The sequence below is a fragment of the Chelatococcus asaccharovorans genome (assembly GCF_003201475.1).
Taxonomy (GTDB): Bacteria; Pseudomonadota; Alphaproteobacteria; order Rhizobiales; family Beijerinckiaceae; genus Chelatococcus; species Chelatococcus asaccharovorans.
In genome coordinates, this window is the sequence record NZ_QJJK01000004.1 from 482,159 (window position 1) to 505,478 (window position 23,320).

General features: G+C 62.7%; 19 protein-coding genes and 1 tRNA gene. 14 read left to right on the forward strand and 6 right to left on the reverse strand.

The window, feature by feature from the left end; all coding sequences use genetic code 11:
• Positions 1-5 precede the first annotated feature (5 nt).
• Both C7450_RS12155 and C7450_RS12160 read right to left on the reverse strand, forming a co-directional pair.
• On the reverse strand, positions 6-866 hold the full coding sequence (locus C7450_RS12155) for a carbohydrate ABC transporter permease (protein WP_110374689.1): 861 nt from the start codon (positions 864-866) through the stop codon (positions 6-8).
• A complete protein-coding gene (locus C7450_RS12160) occupies positions 863-1,759 on the reverse strand; it encodes a carbohydrate ABC transporter permease (protein WP_110374690.1) in 897 nt (298 codons plus the stop codon). The genes C7450_RS12155 and C7450_RS12160 overlap by 4 nt, the downstream gene beginning before the upstream one ends.
• A gap of 169 nt (positions 1,760-1,928) precedes the next feature.
• Here C7450_RS12160 and C7450_RS12165 point away from each other — a divergent pair, with 169 nt between their 5' ends.
• Entirely contained in the window at positions 1,929-3,230 is a 1,302-nt protein-coding gene (locus tag C7450_RS12165; RefSeq protein WP_110374691.1) for an ROK family transcriptional regulator, read from the forward strand.
• 20 nt (positions 3,231-3,250) lie between these two features.
• On the opposite strand, the gene C7450_RS12170 is transcribed toward C7450_RS12165, so the two are convergent.
• Positions 3,251-4,129, reverse strand: coding sequence for an MBL fold metallo-hydrolase (locus C7450_RS12170; protein ID WP_110374692.1), 879 nt, complete (start codon positions 4,127-4,129; stop codon positions 3,251-3,253).
• 120 nt (positions 4,130-4,249) lie between these two features.
• On the opposite strand from C7450_RS12170, the gene C7450_RS12175 reads away from it, so the two are divergent.
• Entirely contained in the window at positions 4,250-5,554 is a 1,305-nt protein-coding gene (locus C7450_RS12175; protein ID WP_110374693.1) for an extracellular solute-binding protein, read from the forward strand.
• Positions 5,555-5,626: 72 nt separating this feature from the next.
• Here C7450_RS12175 and C7450_RS12180 read toward each other — a convergent pair whose 3' ends face one another.
• Entirely contained in the window at positions 5,627-5,998 is a 372-nt protein-coding gene (locus C7450_RS12180) for a DUF805 domain-containing protein (RefSeq protein WP_110374694.1), read from the reverse strand.
• A 106-nt stretch (positions 5,999-6,104) separates the two neighbouring features.
• On the reverse strand, positions 6,105-8,225 hold the full coding sequence (locus tag C7450_RS12185) for a heavy metal translocating P-type ATPase (RefSeq protein WP_245449637.1): 2,121 nt from the start codon (positions 8,223-8,225) through the stop codon (positions 6,105-6,107).
• Positions 8,226-8,342: 117 nt separating this feature from the next.
• On the opposite strand from C7450_RS12185, the gene C7450_RS34510 reads away from it, so the two are divergent.
• The 5 genes from C7450_RS34510 (at position 8,343) to C7450_RS12205 (ending at position 12,782) form a co-directional block, all read left to right on the forward strand.
• On the forward strand, positions 8,343-8,582 hold the full coding sequence (locus C7450_RS34510) for a hypothetical protein (RefSeq protein ID WP_245449639.1): 240 nt from the start codon (positions 8,343-8,345) through the stop codon (positions 8,580-8,582).
• Positions 8,583-8,662: 80 nt separating this feature from the next.
• Complete coding sequence (locus C7450_RS12190) at positions 8,663-9,121, forward strand: MerR family transcriptional regulator (protein WP_110374696.1); 459 nt, start codon at positions 8,663-8,665, stop codon at positions 9,119-9,121.
• A gap of 80 nt (positions 9,122-9,201) precedes the next feature.
• On the forward strand, positions 9,202-11,733 hold the full coding sequence (locus tag C7450_RS12195) for a heavy metal translocating P-type ATPase (protein ID WP_110374697.1): 2,532 nt from the start codon (positions 9,202-9,204) through the stop codon (positions 11,731-11,733).
• Positions 11,734-11,836: 103 nt separating this feature from the next.
• Positions 11,837-12,244 (forward strand): Cu(I)-responsive transcriptional regulator, encoded by a 408-nt coding sequence (gene cueR, locus C7450_RS12200; protein WP_110374698.1) that lies wholly within the window; start codon positions 11,837-11,839, stop codon positions 12,242-12,244.
• Positions 12,237-12,782, forward strand: coding sequence for an AAA family ATPase (locus C7450_RS12205; protein WP_110374699.1), 546 nt, complete (start codon positions 12,237-12,239; stop codon positions 12,780-12,782). Before cueR ends, C7450_RS12205 begins: the two co-directional genes overlap by 8 nt.
• Before the next feature lie 67 nt (positions 12,783-12,849).
• Here C7450_RS12205 and C7450_RS12210 read toward each other — a convergent pair whose 3' ends face one another.
• Complete coding sequence (locus tag C7450_RS12210; RefSeq protein WP_110374700.1) at positions 12,850-13,275, reverse strand: OsmC family protein; 426 nt, start codon at positions 13,273-13,275, stop codon at positions 12,850-12,852.
• Between the two features lie 493 nt (positions 13,276-13,768).
• Between C7450_RS12210 and C7450_RS12215 the strand changes: the two genes are divergently transcribed.
• The 7 genes from C7450_RS12215 (at position 13,769) to C7450_RS34300 (ending at position 23,230) form a co-directional block, all read left to right on the forward strand.
• Positions 13,769-13,858, forward strand: a tRNA-Ser gene (locus tag C7450_RS12215).
• 250 nt (positions 13,859-14,108) lie between these two features.
• Entirely contained in the window at positions 14,109-17,486 is a 3,378-nt protein-coding gene (hsdR, locus tag C7450_RS12220; RefSeq protein ID WP_210206434.1) for a type I restriction-modification system endonuclease, read from the forward strand.
• Positions 17,486-18,976, forward strand: coding sequence for a class I SAM-dependent DNA methyltransferase (locus C7450_RS12225; RefSeq protein WP_110374750.1), 1,491 nt, complete (start codon positions 17,486-17,488; stop codon positions 18,974-18,976). Before hsdR ends, C7450_RS12225 begins: the two co-directional genes overlap by 1 nt.
• Positions 18,973-20,409, forward strand: a complete 1,437-nt coding sequence (locus C7450_RS34290) for a restriction endonuclease subunit S (protein WP_110374701.1) — start codon at positions 18,973-18,975, stop codon at positions 20,407-20,409. The genes C7450_RS12225 and C7450_RS34290 overlap by 4 nt, the downstream gene beginning before the upstream one ends.
• A gap of 395 nt (positions 20,410-20,804) precedes the next feature.
• Complete coding sequence (locus tag C7450_RS12240; protein ID WP_110374703.1) at positions 20,805-21,734, forward strand: restriction endonuclease; 930 nt, start codon at positions 20,805-20,807, stop codon at positions 21,732-21,734.
• 118 nt (positions 21,735-21,852) lie between these two features.
• Complete coding sequence (locus C7450_RS34295) at positions 21,853-22,575, forward strand: AAA family ATPase (protein ID WP_210206435.1); 723 nt, start codon at positions 21,853-21,855, stop codon at positions 22,573-22,575.
• A gap of 241 nt (positions 22,576-22,816) precedes the next feature.
• Entirely contained in the window at positions 22,817-23,230 is a 414-nt protein-coding gene (locus C7450_RS34300) for a hypothetical protein (RefSeq protein WP_210206436.1), read from the forward strand.
• Positions 23,231-23,320: the final 90 nt, after the last annotated feature.

Sequence of the window (23,320 nt, forward strand, 5' to 3'; positions counted from 1 at the left end):
GACGATTATCCCTTCAACCCGGCCAGGACGACGCCGCGGATGATGTAGCGTTGGAAGATGATGAAGACGATCAAGGTGGGCAGCGTCGCCAGCGTGGCGCCTGTCATGATCAGCTCCCAGTCGGACAGGAATTCGCCGGAGAACGAGGCGAGGCCGACCGGCACCGTGTAGAGCGCGCGGTCGTTGGTGGCGATCAGCGGCCAGAGGAAGGCCGTCCAGTTGCCGAGAAATGTGAAGATGGCGAGCGCCGACAGCGCCGGGGTGACGAGCGGCATCGCCACCTTCCACCAGATCTGGAACTCATTGAGCCCGTCGATGCGTGCGGCATGGATGTAGTCGTCGGGAATGCCCGAGAAGAACTGCCGCATCAGGAACACGCCGAAGCCCGTGATGAGGCCGGGGAACATGATGCCCCAGTAGCTGTTCAGCCAGCCGAAGTTCTTGGCCATGATGTACCAGGGCACGATGAGCATCTCGGTCGGGATCATCAGCGTGGTCAGGATCGCGATGAAGACGAATTCGCGGCCGCGGAACTTGAACTTCGCCAGGGTGTAGCCGACGAGGCTGTCGAAGAAGAGGACCGAGACCGTCACCAGCGAGCTGGTGAGCAGAGAATTCACGAACCAGATGCCAAAACGCGTGTTCTGAAAGATATAGGTGTAGTTATCGAGTGTCGGCTCATGGGGGATGATGTTGAGCTCGTAGACCTCGTTCGGATATTTGAACGAGGTCGCCACCATATAGACGAGCGGCACCATCATGACGACGGCGCCGAGGGCGAGCAGCGTCCAGGCGACGATGCGGCCGGGATGGATGACAGGCCCGAGGGACCAGCCGCGCGTGGTGGTGTCCGAGGCGTGGGTCATGAGCGGCCCCTCATCAGGCGTAGCTGCAGCAGGCTGATCACCAGAAGGATGATGAACAGCACGAGTGTCTGGGCGGCTGCATAGCCCATCTGGAACGACCGGAAGGCCGTGTCGTAGATGTTCAGCACCAGCGGTCGCGTGGAGTTCAGGGGACCGCCGGTGCCGTTGTCCGTCATGTTGTAGACATGGTCGAAGATGCGCAGGAAGCCGATCGACGAGATCACCAGCAGGAAGACGATCGTCGGGCGCAGCAGCGGCAGGGTGATCTCGCGCAGGATCATCCAGCGGCCGGCGCCGTCGATGCGTGCGGCCTCGTAATAGCTCGACGGGATTGCCCGGAGACCGGCCAGGAACAGCACCACCTGGAAGCCGAGCCCGGCCCAGATCGCCGGCGCCAGCACCGCCGGCAAGGCCTGCGACGTCGAGCGCAGGAAGGGCTGCACGTCGAAGCCGACGGCGGCGAGCATGTTGTTGAAGAGCCCGACCGGCATCGGCTGGTAGAACCACCGCCACACCCAGGCCATCGCCACCGTCGTGGTGAGATGCGGCAGGAAATAGAGCGCGCGGATGAAGCCGTGGCCGAAGCGCACCTGGTCGAGATAATAGGCGACGACGAACGCGATCAGAAGACTGATCGGGGTGCCGAGGATCAGATAGAGGAAGGTGTTCTTCAACGTGATCCAGAAGACCGGGTCCTGTGCCATCTGCCGGAAATTGTCGAGACCGATGAATTCCGGCGGCGACAGCAGGTTCCAGCGGGTGAAGGCGATGCCGAAGGATTCGAAGGCCGGATAGAAGCGGATGAGCGAGAAGAAGACGATGGGAATGGCCAGAAAGGCCCAGGCCCAGACCGCCTGCTTCTTCTCGACCGTGAGATTGCTATAGATACGCATCGCTCCGCTTGTTCCCCATGCTGGTCGCCACGACGTACGGATGACGTTCCTATGACGCGTCGCTCGGACGACCGCTGCGCCGATCATGGTCCAGCCCGATTAAATCAGGATTGTTGATTTAATACGTGAGCCGCGCCATTATGCAAGTGTCAGCCGTGATGCGCTGCGCATGAAGGCCCTGGAGCTGGCGGGAGAGATGACGGGCATGAGCGTTTCCGGCCTCGCTCCATTCGACAGGCGTGGTCACAACCGCCGTGTCATTTTGGATGCCCTGCGCAGGCAGGGTGCGGCATCGCGGGCCGAGCTCGCGGCGACGACTGGCCTGTCCGCGCAGACGCTATCCTCCATCGCCGATGACCTCTGCCGTGAAGGGCTCCTGAAGATCGTCGGACGTCGGGCGTCGGCGCGCGGACAACCCCCGATCGATCTCGCCATCAACCGGGACGGTGGATTTGCCGTTGGGATCCACGTCGAGCACGGCCGTCTCACCGGCGTGCTGGCGGATCTCGGCGCGGAGATCCGCGACGAGACGGTTCTGTCCTGCGATACGGCGACGCCGGAGACGGCGATCGGCGCCGCCGGCCAGCTCGTCGAGCGCCTGGTGTCTGCCGCCGCTATCGACAGGGCGCGGCTGTGGGGCGTCGGCATCGTCTTGCCGGGGCCTTTCGGCCCCATCGATCTCCTGCCGGATCCGCTCTCGATGGCGGCCTGGTCAAGGGCCGATTTCAGCGGGGTCTATGCCGCGGCCCTCAGGTTGCCGGTCCTGGTCGGCAATGATGCGACCGCCGCCGCCATTGGCGAGCATCTGCATGGGGTGGCCCGCGACCTGCGCAGCTTCGTCTATCTCTATATCGCCGAGGGTATCGGCGGCGGCGTCTTCGTCGACGGGCAGCCCGCGACGGGCGCCTTCGGTAATGCCGGCGAGATCGGCCGGATGGTCATTGGACTGGCCGAGGATGGCCGGACACCGATCACCCTGGAAGATCATGCCTCGCTCGATGCCCTGCGGCGGCGGCTGAGCGAAGCCGGTTCGCCGGATGCCGCGGCCGAGGAGGGGGCGCGCCTCTTTGCGGCACGGCCGGATATCGTCGCCGACTGGCGGCAGAGCGCGGCCCGATACCTGCGCATGGCGATCGCGACGGTCGAAAATCTGTTCGATCCCGAAACCATTGTTGTGGGCGGGCCTTTGCCGCCCCCGGAACTCAAGGCGCTGATCGCCGCGCTCGAGCCTTTGCTGCCCACGGTGAGCCTGCGCAAGGACAGGGCGCAGCCGCGTGTGATGATGGGCAGCGCCGGTCGGGCCTCGCCGGCGCTCGGTGGGGCGACGCTGCCGCTGTTCCGGGGGCTCACCCCGCAGCCGCGCGCTGCGCGCGTCCCGAAGGGCCTGCGCATGGCCCGCCAGGGCGCGGCCTCAACCGGTGCCGAAATCCGCACGCGACCAGGCGCGACCAACGGCGGAGGGGCGCGATGACGGCGCTCGCTCTCACCCTTTCAGGATATGGCGCCGTCGGCGGCGGGCACCGGCGCGAAGTCAAAGCCGTCTTCCGCATTGCCGGTGATGACACCGAAGCAGCGGTCCTCGGGAAAATGGCCGGCCGCCACGACAGCCGCTTCGACGGCCGCGAAGGCGGCAAAGCCGGTGCGCGTGAGGATGGCCTGGGCCGGATCGCGGTCGGCCCGGTGGCACCAGTGCGGCTCGCCGATCTGGGCGGGGCTGTGCCAGAGATCGCCCGCGGTGAGCAGGGGACGCCCGGTTCCCGAGAGGGTGACGATGCTGTGACCCTCGGTATGGCCGGGCGCCGGCACAAGGTTGAGCTCGGCCGGTCCGTGGCGCAGCACGGGCGTCTCGGTGGAATGGCCCGTGAGGCGCCCCGCTGCGATCAGTGGCGCGATGTGAGTGCGATAGGCGGCCACATGATGCGGCAGTGCGGCGGCGTCGCCGGCCTCCTGCCAGTGGGCCATCTCGGCGACGGGGGCGAGATAGCGGGCCTTGCGGAAGGTCGGGATTCCCTCCGCATCGCTTGCCCAGCCGACATGGTCGAGGTGAAAATGGGTGAAGAGGACGAGGTCGACATCGTCCGGGGCGATGCCCGCCATGGCGAGTTCCGCCAGGAGCCTGCCGGACAGGCCGGGGAAATAGGCGACCGGCCCGGCACCGATGCCGCAATCGATGAGGACCACCGTGTCGGCGATCCTCAAGGCAAAGGCATTGAAGCGGGTGTGAAAGCGGTGATCGGGAAACCAGCGGGCGGCCAGATCCGGCCTAAGGCTCACATCCGCCTTTGGAAAAGAATAGGACCAATCGGCAGGAGGAGGGGCTGCATCGGTCAAGGCGAAAAGAGTAGCGCCGCCAAGATCGAGCTTCCGCATGGTAATCTCCGAACTTTGATTGTGGCGATGCAGAAATCAAAATTTTGTTCATCTGCAGGCCATCCATTCTCCATGAATTAAGTGCCATCGTTCGAAAGCGATAACAAGGGAGAGACTATAATGACCGATGATAGAGCGGGAAAAAGCGGGAAGGGCGGCGGCCTGTCGATCAACCGCCGCGTGTTCGCGACGGGCGCGATGGCCACGGGCTTTGCGGTGGCGGCGCCGGCCGTGCTGCGCGCCCAGACTGTCGAAATCGAGTATTGGCAGTATTTCTTCAAGGAACGCGTCGAGGCGATCGATGCCCTCATCGCGCAGTTCGAGGCGGCCAATCCCGGCATCAAGGTCAAGCACTCGCATTTCCCCTATGCCCAGTATCGCACGAAGGTCGCCGCCGCCGTGCCGGCGGGCGAGGGACCGGCCGTGCTCCAGCTCTATTTCGGCTGGATGCGCGAATATTCGAAGGCAAAGCTCATCCAGCCGCTGCCGACGGACGTGTTCAAGGCCGCCGATATCGACAAGAACTTCTTCCCCTTCGTGCAGCTCATGAAGCGCGATGATGCCTATTGGGCGATCCCGACCGCGGTGCGCAGCCTCGGGATGTTCTACAACAAGAAGCTTCTCGAGGGCGCAGGCATCGCCGCGCCGCCGAAGACGCTTGACGAGTATGTGAAGACGGCGCTCGCCGTCGCCAAGCACGATTCGTCCGGCAACCTGATCACCGCCGGTGCAACGATCGGCCTGCCGTCACAGGACAATCACTGGTGGCGCGACATCCTCATCCGGCAGTTCGGCGGCAAGCCCTATAGCGATGATTTCCGCACCGTCACTTACGGAAACGAGCACGGCGCGGCGGCGCTCGCCTGGTACACGGATCTGCAGCGCAAGCATAAGGTGGCGACGGCGGGCTTCGTCGGCGAGACGCAGGCGGCCTTCAAGTCAGGCAAGGCTGGCCTGACCGTCGATGGTTCGTTCCGCCTCGGCAGCTTCAAGACGGCGCGCGGCTTCGAGTGGGGTGTGGCGGAAGTGCCGACCCACAACGGCATCAAGTCCAACTACGCATCCTATTGGGTCAACGGCCTCACGTCCGGTGTCACCGGCGCGAAAAAGGACGCGGCGACCAAGTTCCTCGCCTTCATCACCACCGATGACGCGATGCAGCTGTGGCTCGACAAGACGGGCGAGCTGCCGGCCAAGCCGAGCGTGGCCCTCAGCGCCAAGAACCTGGCCGATCCGCTGACCGGGCCGATGCTCAAGGGCCTGGAATATGCGCACACGACCGATTTCGTGAATGAGGATGCCAACCTCCAGAACTTCGCGAATATGATCGACCGGGTGCTCATCCAGAACCAGGATCCGCTGGAATCGGTGAAGATCGCGGCTGCCGCCGAGCAGAAGCTGATCGACGACTATTACAAGTCCTGATCACGAGAAAAGGCACGCCAGCGATCCGGCTGGCGTGCCGTTTCATGAGTGAGACAACGCGTAAGACGCGGCTCAGACGCCGCCGAGCGGGTCGGGGCCAAACCTGTTGGGGCCCCGTGTGCCCGGCTGGCAGAACCAGACGATCAGAATGAGGCCGCCGATGCCGGTAAAGCCGAGCAGCACCCACCATCCCGTCCGGTCCATGTCGTGGAAGCGGCGGACGGCCAAGGCAAGCGTCGGCAGAAACAGCGCCAGATAGGCAAGGCCGTTGAGCGGCGTGACGGCCATCTCACCGGTCTCGAACAGGATGCGATCGAGCCCGGCGGCGACGGCATAGACGACAACGGTGAACAGGATCCAATACCAATAGGCCGAGCGCTGCGCGCGGCCTTCGAAATTGACGTAGTTATGGATGCCCGATTGTGCTGCCTCAATGAAGTTCATTGTCCGCCCCGTCGCCTGAGATCGTCCGTTTCGCCCTCTATCTCTAGCGGATATGCGGGAACGGACAATGTTTCCCCGCGGTTAGCGTTAAGAGCAGGGGCTGTTGCTACGAAGGCGTGACGGTCGTGGCGCCGTCGCCGTTCCGGTCGCGGAAATGGCCGAGCAGCCTGAGCGCGTTGAGCGTCACCAGGACCGTGCCGCCGGTATCGGCGATCACGGCCATCCACAGACCCGTCGCGCCGATGATGGTGGTGACCAGGAACAGGGCCTTGAGGCCGAGCGCGATGGCGATGTTCTGACGGATATTCGCCATCGTCGCCCGCGCGAGCCCGATGAGCTTGGCGATGCCGGCTACGTCGTTCGTGAGAAGCGCGGCGTCCGCCGCCTCAAGGGCGACATCCGTCCCAGATCCCATGGCGATGCCCACCTGGGCGGAGGCGAGCGCCGGCGCGTCGTTGATGCCGTCGCCGACCATGGCGACCGGCCCTTCCGCCGCCATGGCCTTGATCACGTCAGCCTTGTCCGCCGGCAGCATGTCCGCGCGCGCCTCGAGGCCGAGCATCTGGCCGATGGCCGCGCCCGTGCGGGCGTTGTCGCCGGTGAGCATGACCGCGCCGACGCCGAGCTCCTTGAGCGCGGCAATCCCGGCAGCCGCGCCAGGGCGCGGTTGATCGCGCAGGGCGATCACCCCCGCGACGGCGCCGTCGACCGTCACGACGACCGTCGTCTTGCCGTCGTTTTCGAGGCGCGCGATCGTCTCAGAAACCGCATCGAGGTTGGCCCTCTCGGCGGCGAAACGCGGGGCGCCGATGAACAGGGCGGCCGTGCCGACCCGGCCCTCCATACCCTTGCCTGGAACCGCGCGCACGGCGGTCGCGTCGCGCATAGCCGCCGCGGGGACCGCCGCCGCGCGGGCGACGATCGCCTTGGCGAGCGGATGGTTGGAATGCGCCTCAACGGCCGCCGCCATGGCGAGAAGGGCATCCTCGCTACCCGTGAGGGCGATGACATCGGTCACTTCCGGCCGTCCCTCCGTCAGGGTGCCCGTTTTGTCGAGGGCAACGGTCCGAATGCCCGCGAGCTTCTCGATGATGACGCCACCCTTGATCAGAAGGCCATGGCGTGCACCGGCGGACAGGCTGGAGGCGATCGCCGCGGGGACCGAGATGACGAGCGCGCAGGGGCAGCCGATGAGGAGCAGCGTGAGGCCCTTGTAGATCCACTCATCCCAGGCGCCGCCGAAGGCAAGCGGCGGCACGACGGCGACGAGGGCCGACAGCGCGACGATGAACGGCATATAGATCCGCGAGAAGCGATCGATGAAACGCTCGGTGGGGGCCTGGGCCTCCTGCGCCTCTTCCACCAAGGTGACGATGCGCGCGATCATGTTGTCGTTCGCCGCCCGCTCGACGCGCACCCGGAGTGCGGCATCCTGGTTGATGGAGCCGGCGAAGACATCCTCCCCCGGCTCCTTCGCCTTGGGCACGGATTCGCCGGTGATCGGCGCCTCGTCGACGCTGGAAAATCCGTCCTCCACCGTGCCGTCGGCGGGCACGCGATCGCCGGGCCGGACGACCACGATCTGGCCGACGATGAGGCTCGCGGCCGGGACCTCCCTGAGGGCGCCGCCCGTTTCGAGCATGGCCGTCTGGGGGACGAGATTCGCCAGGGCGCGGATGCCGGCGCGGGCGCGGCTCGCCGCCACGCCTTCCAGCACCTCGCCCACGCTGAACAGGAAGACGACGATCGCGGCCTCTTCCGCGGCACCGATGATGAGCGCGCCGAGGACGGCGATCGTCATCAGCATCTCAATGGTGAAGGGCGCTCCGGCCATCGCCGCCACGATCGCGCGCCGTGAGATGGGCGCAGCCGCGATCAGGGTCGCGGCGACGAAGATGAGATAGGCAGCCTGCGGGATCACGAGGCTCGCGCCATAGGCCAGCACCACCAGCAACCCGGCGGTGAGGGCAATGCGCCCCTTGGGCTGGCTCCACCAGGCGCGTGCCGGCTCCTCAGCCGCGGGGCGCGTGGCCGGACCGCTCCTGTCCACCCGCTCCGGCCGATAGCCGAGCTGGCTGATCTGGCGCTCGATATCGGTCTCCGGCGTCAGCCCGCGATCCAGCTTGAGCGCCAGTGTCTCGTTGGTGACGGAGATGCGGATGTCGTCTGTGCCGGGCAGGCGCCCGAGCGCCGTCTTGATGGTGTTGGCACAGCTCGCGCAGTCCATGCCATAGACTTTCCACAGGACCGCGCCCGCCGGAGCCGTCGTGACGGCAAGAGCGTCGTCCGCCTCCTTCGCAGCCGCGTGATCGTGGGCGGCATCGGTGTGCGCGTGGTTGTGGTCATGAGCGTGATCATGGCCGTGGTCGTGGCCGTGATCGTGCTGGCAGCTCGCGCCATGGCTATGGGAAGCCTGGGCGTGGGGCGCGTGGCTATGCCCATCCGGGCCGTGCGCCGCATGATCATGATGGTCGTGATGCGCCTGACCGGATTGTCCATGCCCGCAGCTGCAGCCCGCTTCGTGGCTATGCCCTTCATGGGACTGGAGTTTCGTCTGCGCGTTCATAGGGACACCGGTCATTGAATTTCGATCCGGTGGCCACCATAATTCCTCTAGTAACTACAGGTTCAAGCCCAAAAATGCGGGCGATTGGAGTTTCTGCCATGGCCACCACGACCCTTGAACGTGCCTATTCAATCGGCAAGGTGTCGGAGGCCACCGGCTGCAAGGTGGAAACCATCCGTTTCTACGAGCAGATCGGCTTGTTGCCTGAGCCGGAGCGCACCGAGGGCAAGCAGCGCCGCTACCTCGCCAGCCATATCGACCGCCTGCGGTTCATTCTCCACGCGCGCGACCTCGGCTTCTCCGTCGAGGCCGTGCGGGAGCTCTTGAAGTTGGCGGCGGACCCCTCTGCGCCCTGCGAGCAGGCGGATGAGATCGCCCGCGCGCAGCTCGCGGCGGTACGGGCCAAGATCGCCCGGCTCATGGATCTCGCCGAAGAACTCGAGCGGGTGGCAGACGGCTGCCATGGCGGCCGCATCGCCGATTGTCGCGTCATCGAGGTGCTGGCGGAGCATGGCGCCTGCAGCCACGGCGGCGCTCGCTATGATGACGGGCGATAGGCCCTTGACCTTCCCATAGTGGGAAGGATTATGTGAAGGGCCATTGCATGAACGGTTGGCATGAACGGTTGGATATAATGATGGCTCAGCATGTTCACACCACATCGGCACCGCCGCGCCAGGTCGCCATTGCCGTGGCGGGGATGAATTGCGCGTCCTGCGTCGGCCGCGTGGAACGGGCCATCCGCAAGGTCGACGGTGTCGCGGATGTCGCCGTCAATCTGGCGACGGGTACCGCGACGGTCGCGCTCGCGCCGACCGGCGATGTCGCGCCGGTTCTCGCGGCGATCGAGGCTGCGGGCTATAAGCCGGCCCTTGAGGAGGCCGACCTTTCTATCGCAGGCATGAACTGCGCCTCCTGCGTGGGCCGTGTGGAGAGGGCGCTCAAGGCCGTTCCCGGCGTGAGGGATGCCACCGTCAATCTGGCGACCGGCCGCGCGCATGTGAGCTATGCCGGTGGCAATGCGACGCTCGCCGCTGCCCGTGCCGCCTCGGCCGCCATCGGCTACCCCGCGGAGCCCGTGAATGCAGAAGCGGGCGCGCACGCGCGCGCCGAAGCGGCGAAGGCCGCCGCCATGGAGGCCCAGCGCGCCAATCTCCTCCTGGCCGGGCTTGCCACCGTGCCCCTGGTTGTCATCGAGATGGGCAGCCATCTCGTCGACAGCTGGCATCATTTTCTCCTCGACACCTTCGGCGTGACGGCGCTCGGCGTCATCGCGGCCGCGCTCGCGACGCTGGTGCAGTTCGGGCCGGGCCGGGAATTCTATGCCAAGGGCTTTCCCGCTCTCCTGCGTGGAGCACCCGACATGAACTCGCTGGTCATGCTGGGGACCAGCACCGCCTATGGCTATTCGCTGGTGGCGACCTTTGCGCCCGGCCTCCTGCCTGCGGGCATGGCCTACAGCTATTTCGAGGCCGGCGCCGTCATCGTGACCCTGATCCTGGCCGGCCGCTATTTCGAGGCCAAGGCCAAGGGCCGTGCCGGCGATGCCATCCGCCGGCTGATGGGCTTGCAGGCCAAGACGGCGCGCGTCACCCGCGGCGGTGAAGAGCGCGCCATTCCCGTCGAGGCGGTGCGCCCGGGCGATATCGTCGTCATCCGCCCTGGCGAGCGCCTGCCTGTCGATGGCGAGGTCGTGTCCGGGTCTTCCTATGTCGATGAAGCGATGATCACCGGCGAGCCGGTGCCCGTGGCCAAGGGCGCCGGTGACCAGGTGATCGGCGGCACCGTCAACGGGAACGGCAGCTTCCAGTTTCGCGCCACGCGCGTGGGCGCCGACACGCTGGTGGCCGAGATCGTGCGGACCGTGGAGGCGGCCCAGGGTGGCAAGCTCCCTATCCAGGCGCTCGTCGACACGGTGACGCTGTGGTTCGTACCGGCGGTGATGGCGGCGGCTCTCGTGACCTTCGGCGCCTGGATGGTCTTCGGGCCGACGCCCGCGCTCGGCTTTGCCATCGCCAACGCGGTCGCCGTCCTCATCATCGCCTGCCCCTGCGCGATGGGGCTCGCGACGCCCACCTCGATCCTCGTCGGGACCGGCCGGGCGGCGGAACTCGGCATCCTGTTCCGCCGCGGCGAGGCCCTGCAGGCCCTGCGTGATGCGCGCATCGTGGCGATCGACAAGACAGGCACCCTGACGCAGGGCGCCCCGGCCATGACGGATATCGTCGTCGCCGGCGGATATCGGGAGGATGAGGTGCTTGCCGCCGTCGCGGCCATCGAGGCGCGCTCCGAGCATCCGACCGGCATGGCGATTGTTGCGGAAGCCAGGCGCCGCGCTCTTGTGCTGAGCGCACCGGAGCAGTTTGTCAGCGAACCCGGACGTGGCGTGAAGGCTGAAGTCGGTGGTCGCACGGTGATGGTTGGCTCCGACGGCATGATGGGGGCCGCCGGCGTCGATATCGGGCCTTTCACCGCCGAGGCCGAGCGGCTGGGACGCGAGGGCAAGTCCCCCGTCTATGCCGCGATCGATGGCCGGCTTGCGGCCATCCTCGCCGTGGCGGATCCGCTCAAGGAGACGACCCCGGAGGCCCTGGAGGCCTTGCGGGCGCTCGGCCTCAGGATCGTCATGGTGACAGGCGACAACCGGCGCACCGCCGAAGCCATCGCCAAGGCCCTGCCCGTCGATGAGGTGATCGCGGAGGTGCTGCCGACGGCCAAGGCCGAGGTGGTGAAGCGGCTGCAGGCTGGGGGCAAGCGGGTTGCTTTTGTCGGCGATGGTGTCAATGATGCCCCTGCGCTCGCCCAGGCCGACGTCGGTATCGCGGTGGGCACCGGAACCGACATCGCCATTGAAAGCGCCGATGTCGTGCTGATGTCCGGCGATCTGCGCAACCTGCGCAACGCCTTCGCGCTCTCCCGGGCGACCATGCGCAACATCGCGCAGAACCTGTTCTGGGCCTTCGGCTATAATGCGGTTCTCATTCCGGTGGCTGCCGGCGTTCTCTACCCCGCGTTTGGAATCCTGCTGTCGCCCATGCTGGCCGGCCTCGCGATGGCCTTGTCGAGTGTCAGCGTCGTGAGCAACGCGCTCAGACTGCGCCGCTTCTCACCCCCGGCCGGTACGCCGCCGGCACGCCCGGCCGGGACGAGATTGGCCCCCGCAGAATGATTTGCCTCTTCGAAGTGACACGCCTGTTCGACGTGACTTGCCTGTTCGACGTGACTTGGCCCTCGGGAATGACCGGCACCTGCGAAAGGAAGGAGCATGAAGCATGAATATCGGTGAAGCGGCGGCCGCTTCCGGCATCTCCGCCAAGATGCTGCGCTATTACGAGCGCATCGGGCTCATCGGGCCCGCACAGCGCACCGAAAGCGGCTATCGCGTCTATGGGGATGACGATGTCCACACCCTGCGCTTCGTGCGGCGCGCCCGGGGCCTCGGCTTCTCCATCGAGGAGACGGCCGGGCTTCTCGCCCTGTGGCGGGACAAGACGCGCGCGAGCGCGGATGTGAAGGCGATGGCGCTTCGCCACATGCGCGAGCTCGAAGCCAAGATCACCGAGCTCGAGGCCATGCATCGCACGCTCAAGCATCTGGCCGGACATTGCCATGGCGACAAGCGTCCGGATTGCCCTATCCTCGACGATATCGCGGGCTTGAGGCTGAAAGCCGATGCCTGAGCGCTTCATCGTCATCACAGGGGGCCCCGGCGCCGGCAAGACGACCCTGATCGACGCTCTCTCGGCCGCCGGCTACGATACGGTGCCGGAGGCGGGGCGCGGCATCATCCAGGACCAGGTGGCGATCGACGGGCAGGCGCTGCCGTGGCGGGACAAGGCTCTCTTCGCGGAGATGATGCTGGCGGCTGACCTGGCGTCCTACCGGGTGGAAGCGGCCCGGATGAAAGGCCCGGTCTTCTTCGATCGCGGCCTTCCCGATATTGCGGGTTATCTCACGCTGTCGGGACTACCCGTACCCGATCATGTGGCGCGGGCGATCGCCCTGTGCCGCTATGCCGAGGCGGTGTTCATCTGTCCGCCGTGGCCGGAGATCTATGCGGGCGATACGGAACGCAAGCAGTCGCTTGGCGAGGCTGTGCGGACCTACGAGGCCATGCGTGGGATCTACCCTCGCCATGGCTATGCGCTCATCGAGGTGCCGCGGCTGCCCGTCGCCGAGCGGGTCGGCTTCATCCTGGCGCGTGCCGGCCTGTCATGACGGGCAAGCCCTGGGGGAGGGCACGCACGACCGGCGGCATTTGCCGCCGACCGCGCGCTTGACATGATCAATCGACCAGCGCGGCGTCCAGCGTGATCTCGGCTTTCAGAAGTTTCGAGACAGGGCAGCCCGCCTTGGCCTTCCCGGCGAGTTCCGCGAAGATCTCGGGCGTCGCCCCCGGCACCTTGGCCCGCAAGGTGAGGTGCACCGCCGTGATGGCGAAACCATCCTCGACCTTGTCGAGGGTTACCTCGGCGGTCGTTTCCATGCTCTCGGCCGTCAGCTTCGCCTCGCCCAGGATGAGCGAAAGCGCCATGGTGAAACAGCCGGCATGGGCGGCGCCGATGAGCTCTTCGGGATTGGTGCCGGGCTTGCCCTCGAAGCGGCTGCTGAAGCCATAGGGATAAGCGCTCAAGGCACCGCTCTTGGTGGAAATGGCGCCCTTGCCATCCTTGATGCCACCCTGCCAGACGGCTGAACCACTCGTCTTCATGCGTTATCTCCTGAGGTTTGCTGAAAGACCCGGGAGCCTATCGAAATCTGATGGCCCGATTACAGGCCATCCGACGCTCCCGGTTGAGGGGCAGGAGAGCAGTTCCGGCGGGCAGAGCGGCTCTCCAGCCTGATACGCTCATGGAACTCTACAGAGGCTCTCTGAGCCCCCGTGTTGGGAAGATAGGCATAGACGTGCTGCTCTGCCAGTCCAGGTCTTTGCCGGCACAGGCCTTCGCCAGCACAGAGGGCCCCGGCGACACGGCAACAAGGCGCCAAAGGGCGCGCCTGCGATGGTCGAGGCGAAAGAGGTGCATATGTCCATCCGGGCCAAGCTTCGACCCGAATGGCGGCAAAGCCGGGCTTGCATTCTGCCATCTGCCCGCTATAGAAGCGCAGCGCGTGAGCGAAGCGGTGCTGTTCCGGAGCATCGCGCGGGTGACAGACAAGGCGTCCCAGGGGCGCGGTCGGCCGTCACCTTAAGTCCGCGCCGAGGAGAGGTGGCCGAGTGGTTGAAGGCGCACGCCTGGAACGCGTGTATACGGGCAACCGTATCGAGGGTTCGAATCCCTCTCTCTCCGCCAGCCTAGTTGGCTCCTTATTTATCATTTAAAATCAGTATGTTGGCGGTCCTGCAGAATCGCCTGTCCCCCAATTCGACCCTCAATGTGTCCCCCAAAATGCCTCCTCTCGGAGGCGCGCTGCATGGACTCTAATCTTGCTGGTGACCCGCTGAGACGGTTCACACCCCGGCGAATGAAATATCTCCGGTATTTCCCGTTCTAGACAAGTGCCCCCTGGCCGGTGCAATCATTGCGTGGGATGGGGGAGATAATGACGGCAAGCCCAAATTTCGGGTTCTTGAGTACGCATGACGCTCAACTCGCCACCCTCGGAGGGCTTGCGGAACGATACTTCCGCGATGATCCTCCCACCTCGATCTTCAAGCTTCGGCAGTTCGCGGAGGTCCTCTCCAAGCTCGTAGCGGCCCACCATGCCACCTACCAGGATCGAGACACCTTCGATGAGACGCTGAGGCGTCTGAGCTTCGCAGGCTATTTGCCGAAGGAAGCTGCGGATGTTTTCCATGCATTGCGCAAAGTCGGCAACACCGCAGCTCACGAGGCAAAAGGTAGCCATGCGCAGGCCCTGACAGCGCTCAAATTCGCGCGCCAGTTAGGCATCTGGTTCCATCGCACGTATGGTCGTGCGCCTTCATTCAATCCAGGCCCGTTCATTCCTCCCCCTGAGCCTGTTGATGCATCAGCGCCGTTGCGTGATGAAATCGCGAAGCTACGGGCACAGATGGAGGAAAGCCTTTCGGCGGTTGAGCGCGCGCGGCAGGAAGCCGAAGAGCATGCCCGCGCCAGAGAGAGTTTCGAGGAGCGTCTAAAGCGCGAGGCTGAAGAGCGAGCTGGTTGGGAGCGCTTGGCGCAGGAAACCGAGGCTGAGAAAGCGGAACTCGCATCTAAGCTCGCGGCTCTCCAGCAGGCAGCCTCCTCAGCCCCCCGTACGGCTGCGATCGAACTCATTGAGCTTGGCGAAGAAGCCGCCGCGAAGATCGATCTCGACGAGGCGAGCACACGCGCCTTGATCGATCAGCAACTCCGGGACAATGGCTGGGAAGCAGATACGAAGGCAAGCCGTCACAGCGAGGGCGCGCGACCTGCCAAAGGGCGCAACCTCGCTATCGCCGAATGGCCCACGGCCAATGGGCCGGCCGACTACGCTCTTTTCACAGGAACTACATTGCTGGGTGTGGTCGAGGCCAAGCGGAAGCGCAAGAACGTCTCGGCGGCTATCGACCAGGCGCAGCGGTATTCCCTTGGGGTCAAATCGTCCCCAGACTTCAGCTTCGCTGGTGGCCCGTGGGAGGATTATAAAGCCCCATTCGTGTTCGCGGCCAATGGCCGCTCCTATCTGAAGCAGATTGAGACCGAAAGCGGCGTCTGGTTCCGGGATGTAAGGCGCTCCACGAACCACCGGCGCGCGCTTGTCGACTGGCCAACCCCCGAGGGTCTGGCGGGCTTGCTTGAGATTGACGAAGACGCCGCTTCGGCCACCTTGAAGGGGCAGGATTTCAACTTCGGGTTCCCCCTGCGGCCCTACCAAAAACTGGCAATTGAGGCGGCTGAAGCGCAACTCGCGGGTGGCAAGCGCACGATGCTCATTGCCATGGCCACCGGAACGGGCAAGACCAAGCTCGCCATCGCGATGCTTTATCGTCTGCTCTCTGCCAAGCGCTTTAGGCGCATTTGCTTCGTGGTTGACCGCAGTGCTCTCGGCCATCAGACGGCGGGCGAATTCTCCACCACCAAGGTTGTCTCCGGCAAAACCTTTTCGGAGATTTTCGGTCTGAAGGGCCTTGAGGACGTCACGCCCGATGTTGAGACTAAGGTTCACATTTGCACCATCCAGGGCCTGGTGAAACGCGTGCTTTACGCCGCTGACAGCTCCGAGGCCCCGCCCATCGATCAGTACGATCTAATGGTTATCGATGAGTGCCATCGCGGCTACCTTCTCGACCGCGAAATGTCGGATGCCGAACTGAGCTTCCGGGGCCAGGAAGATTATATCTCCAAGTACCGCAGGGTTCTCGACTACTTCGATGCGGTCAAGATAGGGCTCACCGCCACACCGGCCCTCCATACCACGGAGATCTTCGGAGAGCCCGTCTTCCGTTACTCTTATCGCGAGGCCGTGGTCGATGGCTACCTGATCGATCATGAGCCCCCCATCCGGATCGAAACGGTCCTGTCTCGCGCCGGCATCGGCTTCTCGGAGGGGGAGCAGGTCAGTTACTTCGTGCCGCAGACGGGCGAGGTCAATACGGCGATCCTGCCGGACGAAATCCGTTTCGAGGTCGAGCAGTTTAACAAGCAGGTGATCACGCCTGAGTTCAACCGTGTCGTTGCCGAGGAGCTCGCCAGGCATATCGACCCCGCTCTTCCCGGCAAGACTCTCGTCTTCGCCGCCACTGATGCGCATGCGGACATGGTGGTCGATGCTCTCAAAAAGGCTTTCTCCGAGACCTATGGAGAGATCGATGACGCGGCGGTGAAGAAGATCACCGGCAGCGTCGACAAGGTGCAAAACCTCATTCGCTCCTTCCGTAACGACGCCAACCCACAGATTGTGGTGACCGTGGACCTGCTCACGACAGGGATTGACGTGCCCAAGATCACCAATCTTGTGTTCCTGCGCAGGGTCAATAGCCGAATCCTCTACGAGCAGATGATCGGCCGCGCCACCCGCCGCTGTGACGAGATCGGCAAGGAGGTTTTCCGCATCTTCGACGCCGTGGACCTCTATCCCAATCTCCAGAGGCTCACGGATATGAAGCCGATCGTGGTCAATCCCTCGATCAGTTTTGAGCTTCTCATCAGGGAGATGGTGGCCGCAAAGAATGATCTGGAACGGATCGCCATCGGCCAGCAGCTCGCAGTCAAGCTGCGGCGGCGCCTGAAGAAGCTACCGGATGAGGCCCGTGCGCAGTTCGAGGCCGTCGCAGGCGAAACGCCGGAGGCGATGCTCCAGCGCGTGCTGGATGGGCCGCCAGAGCATGTCGCCGCCTGGTTGGGCGCGCGAACCGCTATCGCTCCCATCCTCGATTGGCAATCGAACGGCCTGTCTCCCCGCTACGTCCCCATATCGGCCCATGCCGACGAAGTCGTGGCGGTGAGCAGGGGATATGGGACAGCGCGGAAGCCGGAGGACTTTCTTGATAGCTTCTCTGCGTTCATCCGTGACAACGTCAACACCATCGCCGCGCTGAAACTTGTGGTGCAGCGTCCGCGCGATCTCACCCGCGCCGACCTCAAGGAATTGCGGCTGGCTCTCGATCGCAAGGGCTTTTCTGAAGCCAATTTGAGGCGCGCCTGGGCCGATGCCAGGAATGAGGAGATTGCCGCCTCGATCATCGGCTTCGTTCGTCAGGCCGCTTTGGGCGACCCTCTGACCCCCTATGAAAGCCGCGTGAAATCTGCCATGCGAACCATCCTGGCTGAGCGGTCTTGGACGGACCCGCAGAAGCGTTGGCTGAAGCGCATCGGAGAGCAGATCGCGAAGGAGACGGTCGTGGACCGAGAGGCGATCGACAAAGAACCTTTCATCGCCGATGGAGGCTTCACTCGCTTGAACAAGGTATTTGGTGGCGAGCTTGAGAGCATTCTCGCCGGGATCAATGAAGAGATGTGGAAGAAGAGCGCCTGATGACCTCCACCACAGATATTGTCGCCAAGCTCTGGGGGCTCTGCAACGTCCTGAGGGACGATGGTGTCACCTTCAATGAATATGTCACCGAACTGACCTACTTGCTCTTTCTGAAAATGATGTCGGAGGTTCGCGATCCCCAGGGAGGGCTGCGCGAGGAGCGCCTCCCGGATGGCTACCGCTGGGGCAAGCTGGCGAAGCTCGAAGGGGTGGAGCAGCTCGATTACTACAAGCGCCTCCTGCTCGATCTCGGCAAGCCGGAGGTCAAAGACAACCTCATCCGCTCTATCTTCACGGACGCGCAGACGCGCCTGCGCAAACCCACGAATCTGAAGGCCCTGACCTCCAATATCGATCAGCTCGACTGGTTTTCCGCCCGCGAGGAAGGGCTGGGCAACCTCTATGAAGGCCTGTTGGAGAAGAACGCGGCCGACAAGAAGTCGGGCGCCGGGCAGTATTTCACGCCGAGGCCCCTCATCGACTGCATCGTGCGACTCATGAAGCCGCAAGCGGGCGAAACCGTGCAGGACCCTGCGGCCGGCACAGCGGGCTTCCTTGTCGCGGCAGACCGCTACATCAAGGATCAGACGGACGATCTCTATAAGCTGCCTGAGGCCAAGGCCTATTTCCAGCGTCACAGCGCTTTCGTGGGCGGTGAGCTGGTGCCCGACACCCACCGCCTTTGCCTCATGAACCTGCTGCTACACGGCATCGAGGGGGGAGTCGACAACATCGACACCCTGTCCCCCGATGGCGAGGGCTTGCCGAAAGCCGATCTCATTCTCACCAATCCGCCCTTCGGCACCAAAAAGGGCGGCGGCCGGCCGACCCGCAGTGACTTCTCGGTGACCGCCGACACCTCCAACAAGCAATTGGCCTTTGTGGAGCATATCGTCCGGGCGCTCAATCCCGGTGGGAGAGCTGCGGTCGTGGTGCCGGACAATGTGCTGTTCGAGGACAACACCGGGCGGCGCCTGCGCACCTGGCTCATGGACCTGTGCAACCTGCACACCATCCTGCGGCTGCCCACCGGCATCTTCTATGCCCAGGGCGTGAAGACCAACGTGCTCTTCTTCCAGCGTGGCAAGAGGGACAAGGGCAACACCAAGGCCGTCTGGGTCTATGACATGCGCGCCAACATGCCTGCCTTCGGCAAGACGCGGCCGCTTACGGTTGCCGAATTCGCGGATTTCGAAGCGGCTTACGGCAGTGATCCCAACGGCGGCGCCAAGCGCAAGGAGCAAGGCGAGGATGGCCGCTGGCGCTGCTTCAACCGCGAGGCCATCACGGGACGCAACGATAACCTCGATATCGCCTGGCTTCGGGATACGGAAGCCGAAGCCGAGGAGACCCTGACCGAACCGGAGGATATCGCGGCTGCCATTATCGGGCACCTTAAGGCTGCTTTGGAGGAGATTGAAGCGCTTTCCGAGGAATTGGAGCCTGATAGCGTCGGCGAAGCCGTAGCAATCGCGGAGGCGGCAGAATGAGTGGTTTGCCGAAAGGATGGGCTTACGCTGCATTCGGCGATGTTGTGGAGATTAAGCTCGGAAAAATGCTCGATAAGAGCAAGAATCGAGGCGATCTAACGCCATATCTCCGAAATATAAATGTCAGATGGGGCCATTTTTCCCTAACTGACGTATCTGAGATGAGGGTGACCGCAGAAGAGCGCTCGGCGTTTTCTATTCGTGACGGCGATCTACTTGTGTGTGAGGGAGGCGAGCCCGGACGCAATGCGATTTGGAATTACGGGCGGACAAAACTTACCTTTCAGAAGGCTCTTATGCGGATTCGCCCGCATGGTAAAATTAGCCCATATCTGCTGTCTGCGTATCTGCGCAAGTCGTATGTCGCGGGTCAGCTTGAGCCAAGTTTTACCGGAACGACAATAAGACATTTGCCTCAGGCTGCACTGTCCGAAATAAGGATTCCACTCCCCCCGCTCCCCGAACAGCGACGGATTGTGGCCAAGATTGACAGCCTGTCGGCGAAGTCCAAGCGCGCCCGTGATCACCTCGACCACATCCCCCGCCTCGTCGAGAAGTATAAACAGGCGGTCCTCGCAGCGGCCTTCAGGGGAGATTTGACGCGGGAGTGGAGGCATAAGTTTTCTGCTGAATCCCCCACAGTTGCTGATCTTGAGTGGCAGCGAGAAAACGCTAAGAACGCGAACTCGCGTCGCAGTCCTGCAGAATCATACGACTGGCGTCCCGATATCTCGTTGCCTGCCGGATGGATGTGGGCTTCCGTAGACCAGCTTGCACATATCATCCAGTACGGATCATCTGCAAAGACGGGTGACGATGAGGCTGGCGTTCCAGTGTTCCGTATGGGAAATATACAGGGAGGCGCTCTGACCCTCAATTCTTTGAAGTACCTACCTCAGGAGCATGGCGAGTTTCCGGACTTGTTGCTCCACCCCGGGGACCTTCTCTTTAATAGAACCAACAGCGCAGAGCTTGTGGGAAAGACGGCCGTCTACCATGGGAAGCCAGAGGCAGCTTCGTTCGCCTCATATTTGATCCGTGTTCGGCTATCTTACTTCAGCCCAGAATTGTTGAGCGCTTATATTAATTCAGCAATTGGACGTGAATGGGTAGCAGGAGCCGTCAACCAACAGGTGGGCCAGGCAAATGTTAATGGAAGTAAACTTCGTCGCTTGGGCGTTCCTGTAATGTCGAAAGATGAACAAGCTGAAATACAGATCCGAATAAATGCAGCGTTTGCTTGGATCGATCGCCTCGCCGCTGACGCTACAAGCGCGCGCAAGCTCATCGACGGGCTTGACCAAGCGATTCTCGCCAAGGCGTTCCGCGGTGAACTCGTTCCCCAGGACTCCAATGATGAGCCCGCAAGCCTTCTTCTGGAACGCATCAAGGCGGAGCGTGGCGCAACTCCCACGAGACGTCGGGGCAGGTAAATGGGTCGGGTCGCACCATCATGACGATCTTCGAAACAAAGCTGACGCGGGCCAATATCGAGCAGAAGCCGGGACGGCAACACATCTATGTCACCCCTTTCCGTGAGCAACTACCCCCGGATGTTTTTGGCGGCACCGGGAAAAGTGCACCTGCGCCGCGCGCGCTAGTTCTTGAGTTTGGGACGCTGAGGACTGAGACGTTTGTACTTACCGATACAAAAGGGAGGTGCAGGACGTTTTTCGAGGACAGGTGGTTTGTTCATGAATTTTTTCAGAGGACTGACGCGCAGCCAGGCGAACGGGCTCAGTTTCACCAGATTGACCCTTACTGGTACCGTCTATCTCTAACAAAGTTGGACGGGACGGTTCGATCAGCCTGACGGAAAAGCTCTTCAATGACCATTCCCGACTATCAAACAGTAATGTTACCAGTCCTCAAGCTGTCTGCGACCGGCGAGTACAAGGTCGCGGACGTTGTGGATCGTATCGCCGATGAATTTCATCTCAGTGAGGAAGAGCGCGCAGCCTTGCTGCCGAGCGGACGCCAACGCATCCTCCACAACCGCATTCACTGGGCCAAGTTCTATATGGCCAAGGCTGGGCTTCTGGCTTCTCCAGGTCGCGGCCGCTTCACGGCGACAGACGCCGGCCGAGCATTGCTGGCGACCAATCCCGATAAGATCAACGTCGCCCGGCTGATGCAAATCCCGGCTTTCCGGGAGTTTTACAGGAACGAGGGCAAGGCGGAGGAGGTCGACCCCTCGCCTTCGACCTCATCGGGTGAAGCCCGGGCTGAGGCCACGCCAGAGGAGCAGATCGAGGCTGCCTATCAAGCCCTTCAAGCGGCCCTTCAGACAGAATTGCTGGAGCGTATCGTCCAGAATAGCCCCGCCTTCTTCGAACAGCTCATCGTCGACCTTCTGGTCGCCATGGGCTATGGCGGCTCGCACAAGAATGCTGCAGCTCAACTTGGCCGTACCGGTGATGGTGGCGTCGATGGCGTGATCAACGAAGACCGGCTTGGGCTCGACCGCGTCTATGTGCAGGCCAAGCGTTATGCTGAGGGCAACGTTGTAGGCCGCCCTGACGTGCAAGCCTTCGTGGGCAGCCTCGTGGGCCTAGGGGCGACCAAGGGCGTCTTCGTGACGACCTCCAGCTTCAGCGCACAAGCCAGGGACTTCGTGAAGCATCTCTCCCAACGGGTCATCCTGCTCGATGGCCAGAGCCTCACCGCCTTGATGATCGAGCACGGCGTTGGCGTGCGCACGAGCCGCGCCATCGAATTCAAGCGCCTAGATGAGGACTTTTTCAGCGAGGAAGTTTGAGAGCTGCGTAGTGTGCCAGTTGATCCAGTTGGCCGAGAGACCACTCGCGTCGCTCTGGATCGACTGACTAGATGAAGGCAGCTTTAAGGGGGCGTCTTCTTGTGATTCAGGGGGGGCAATGCGTATTTCCAGTATAAAGTTAAAGAATTTCCGGCGTTTCGCGGATTTGGAAATTAGAGACATTCCATCGACAGTCAAGCTTGTCGTGCTAGCCGGGCCAAATGGGTCTGGTAAGTCGTCCCTCTTTGATGCCCTCTTACTTCGTTACAGATATGATGCGGACTTTGGTTGGCATAGTGACGCGAAGTATTATAATCGCTCGCATGATCGCGACGTTGATCCAGGCAATCGCGTTGTGGTGCAGACCCACGGAGCGAAGAAACTTTCGCGCGGTTCGGTATATGTCCGAACTGCTTACCGGCACGATCCGGAATTCGAGATGAGTTCGCTGTCTCGCCAAGGCGCGATCTTGGACGCCTTGAACCTGAACAAGCTCATCGAGACAGATGCCACAGTGGCCCTGAATTACACTCGCCTTGCCTCCCAAGCTATGGAGGACGTTTTTGTGAATGAGGCCGCCACAACCACTATGGGCGATTATCGAGACAAGCTGATCGGTGAGGTTCGCGAGCCCCTAAAGCGGTTGTTCCCCGATCTGACGCTCGTAGGAATCGGCAATCCACTTGAGCAGGGAAGCTTTCAGTTCGACAAGGGTGCAATAAAGAGTTTTGATTACAAGAATTTATCGGGCGGTGAAAAAGCATCATTTGATCTGATTCTCGATTTTGTTGTAAAGCGTAGATCTTATGCTGATACGATTTTTTTGTATCGACGAACCTGAGCTGCACGCGAATACAAAAATCCAGGGTGACCTTCTCCAAGAGCTGTTGGGTCTCCTTTCCGGAGAATCACAACTCTGGATCGCTACGCACTCGATTGGCATGATGCGGAAAGCACGAGAAATACACGATGCAGCCCCAGATTCTGTCGCATTCCTTGACTTCGGTGGACACCATTTCGACCATGCTACGGTCATCGCGCCCCAGAGGCCCACTCGTAGGTTCTGGGAGAGCGTACTGCACGTGGCGTTGGACGACCTTGCTACCTTGGTTGCACCACGCGAGATCATTATTTGTGAAGGCAATCCGGCCGGGCAAGTGGCAGGGAAGAATGCTGAGCACGATGCGAAAATTTACTCGACCATATTTGCTGAAGAAATGCCTGATGTGACCTTCATCTCAGCCGGCAGCGCGAGTCAGGTATCGGGAGATTTCTTCGGCCTTGCGGCGGCACTCCCGAAAGTGGCAAGCGGCATGATTGTAACGCGGTTGATTGATCGAGATGATCATGCCCCTGGGGATGTAACCAGTTATGAAGAACAGGGGATCAAGGTTTTATGTCGACGCCATATCGAGGCGTACCTCTACGACGATGAAATTCTCACGGCCCTTTGCGAATCCGTCGGAAAATCGGAGATAGCCCCCGAACTGATGTAACCGGCCGATCAGGACCCAGGTTTGGGTTTAGAGTCCCCGATAGGGGATCAGGAAACCCCACGCCTTTAGGCGGCATGGGATAAGAGGCAT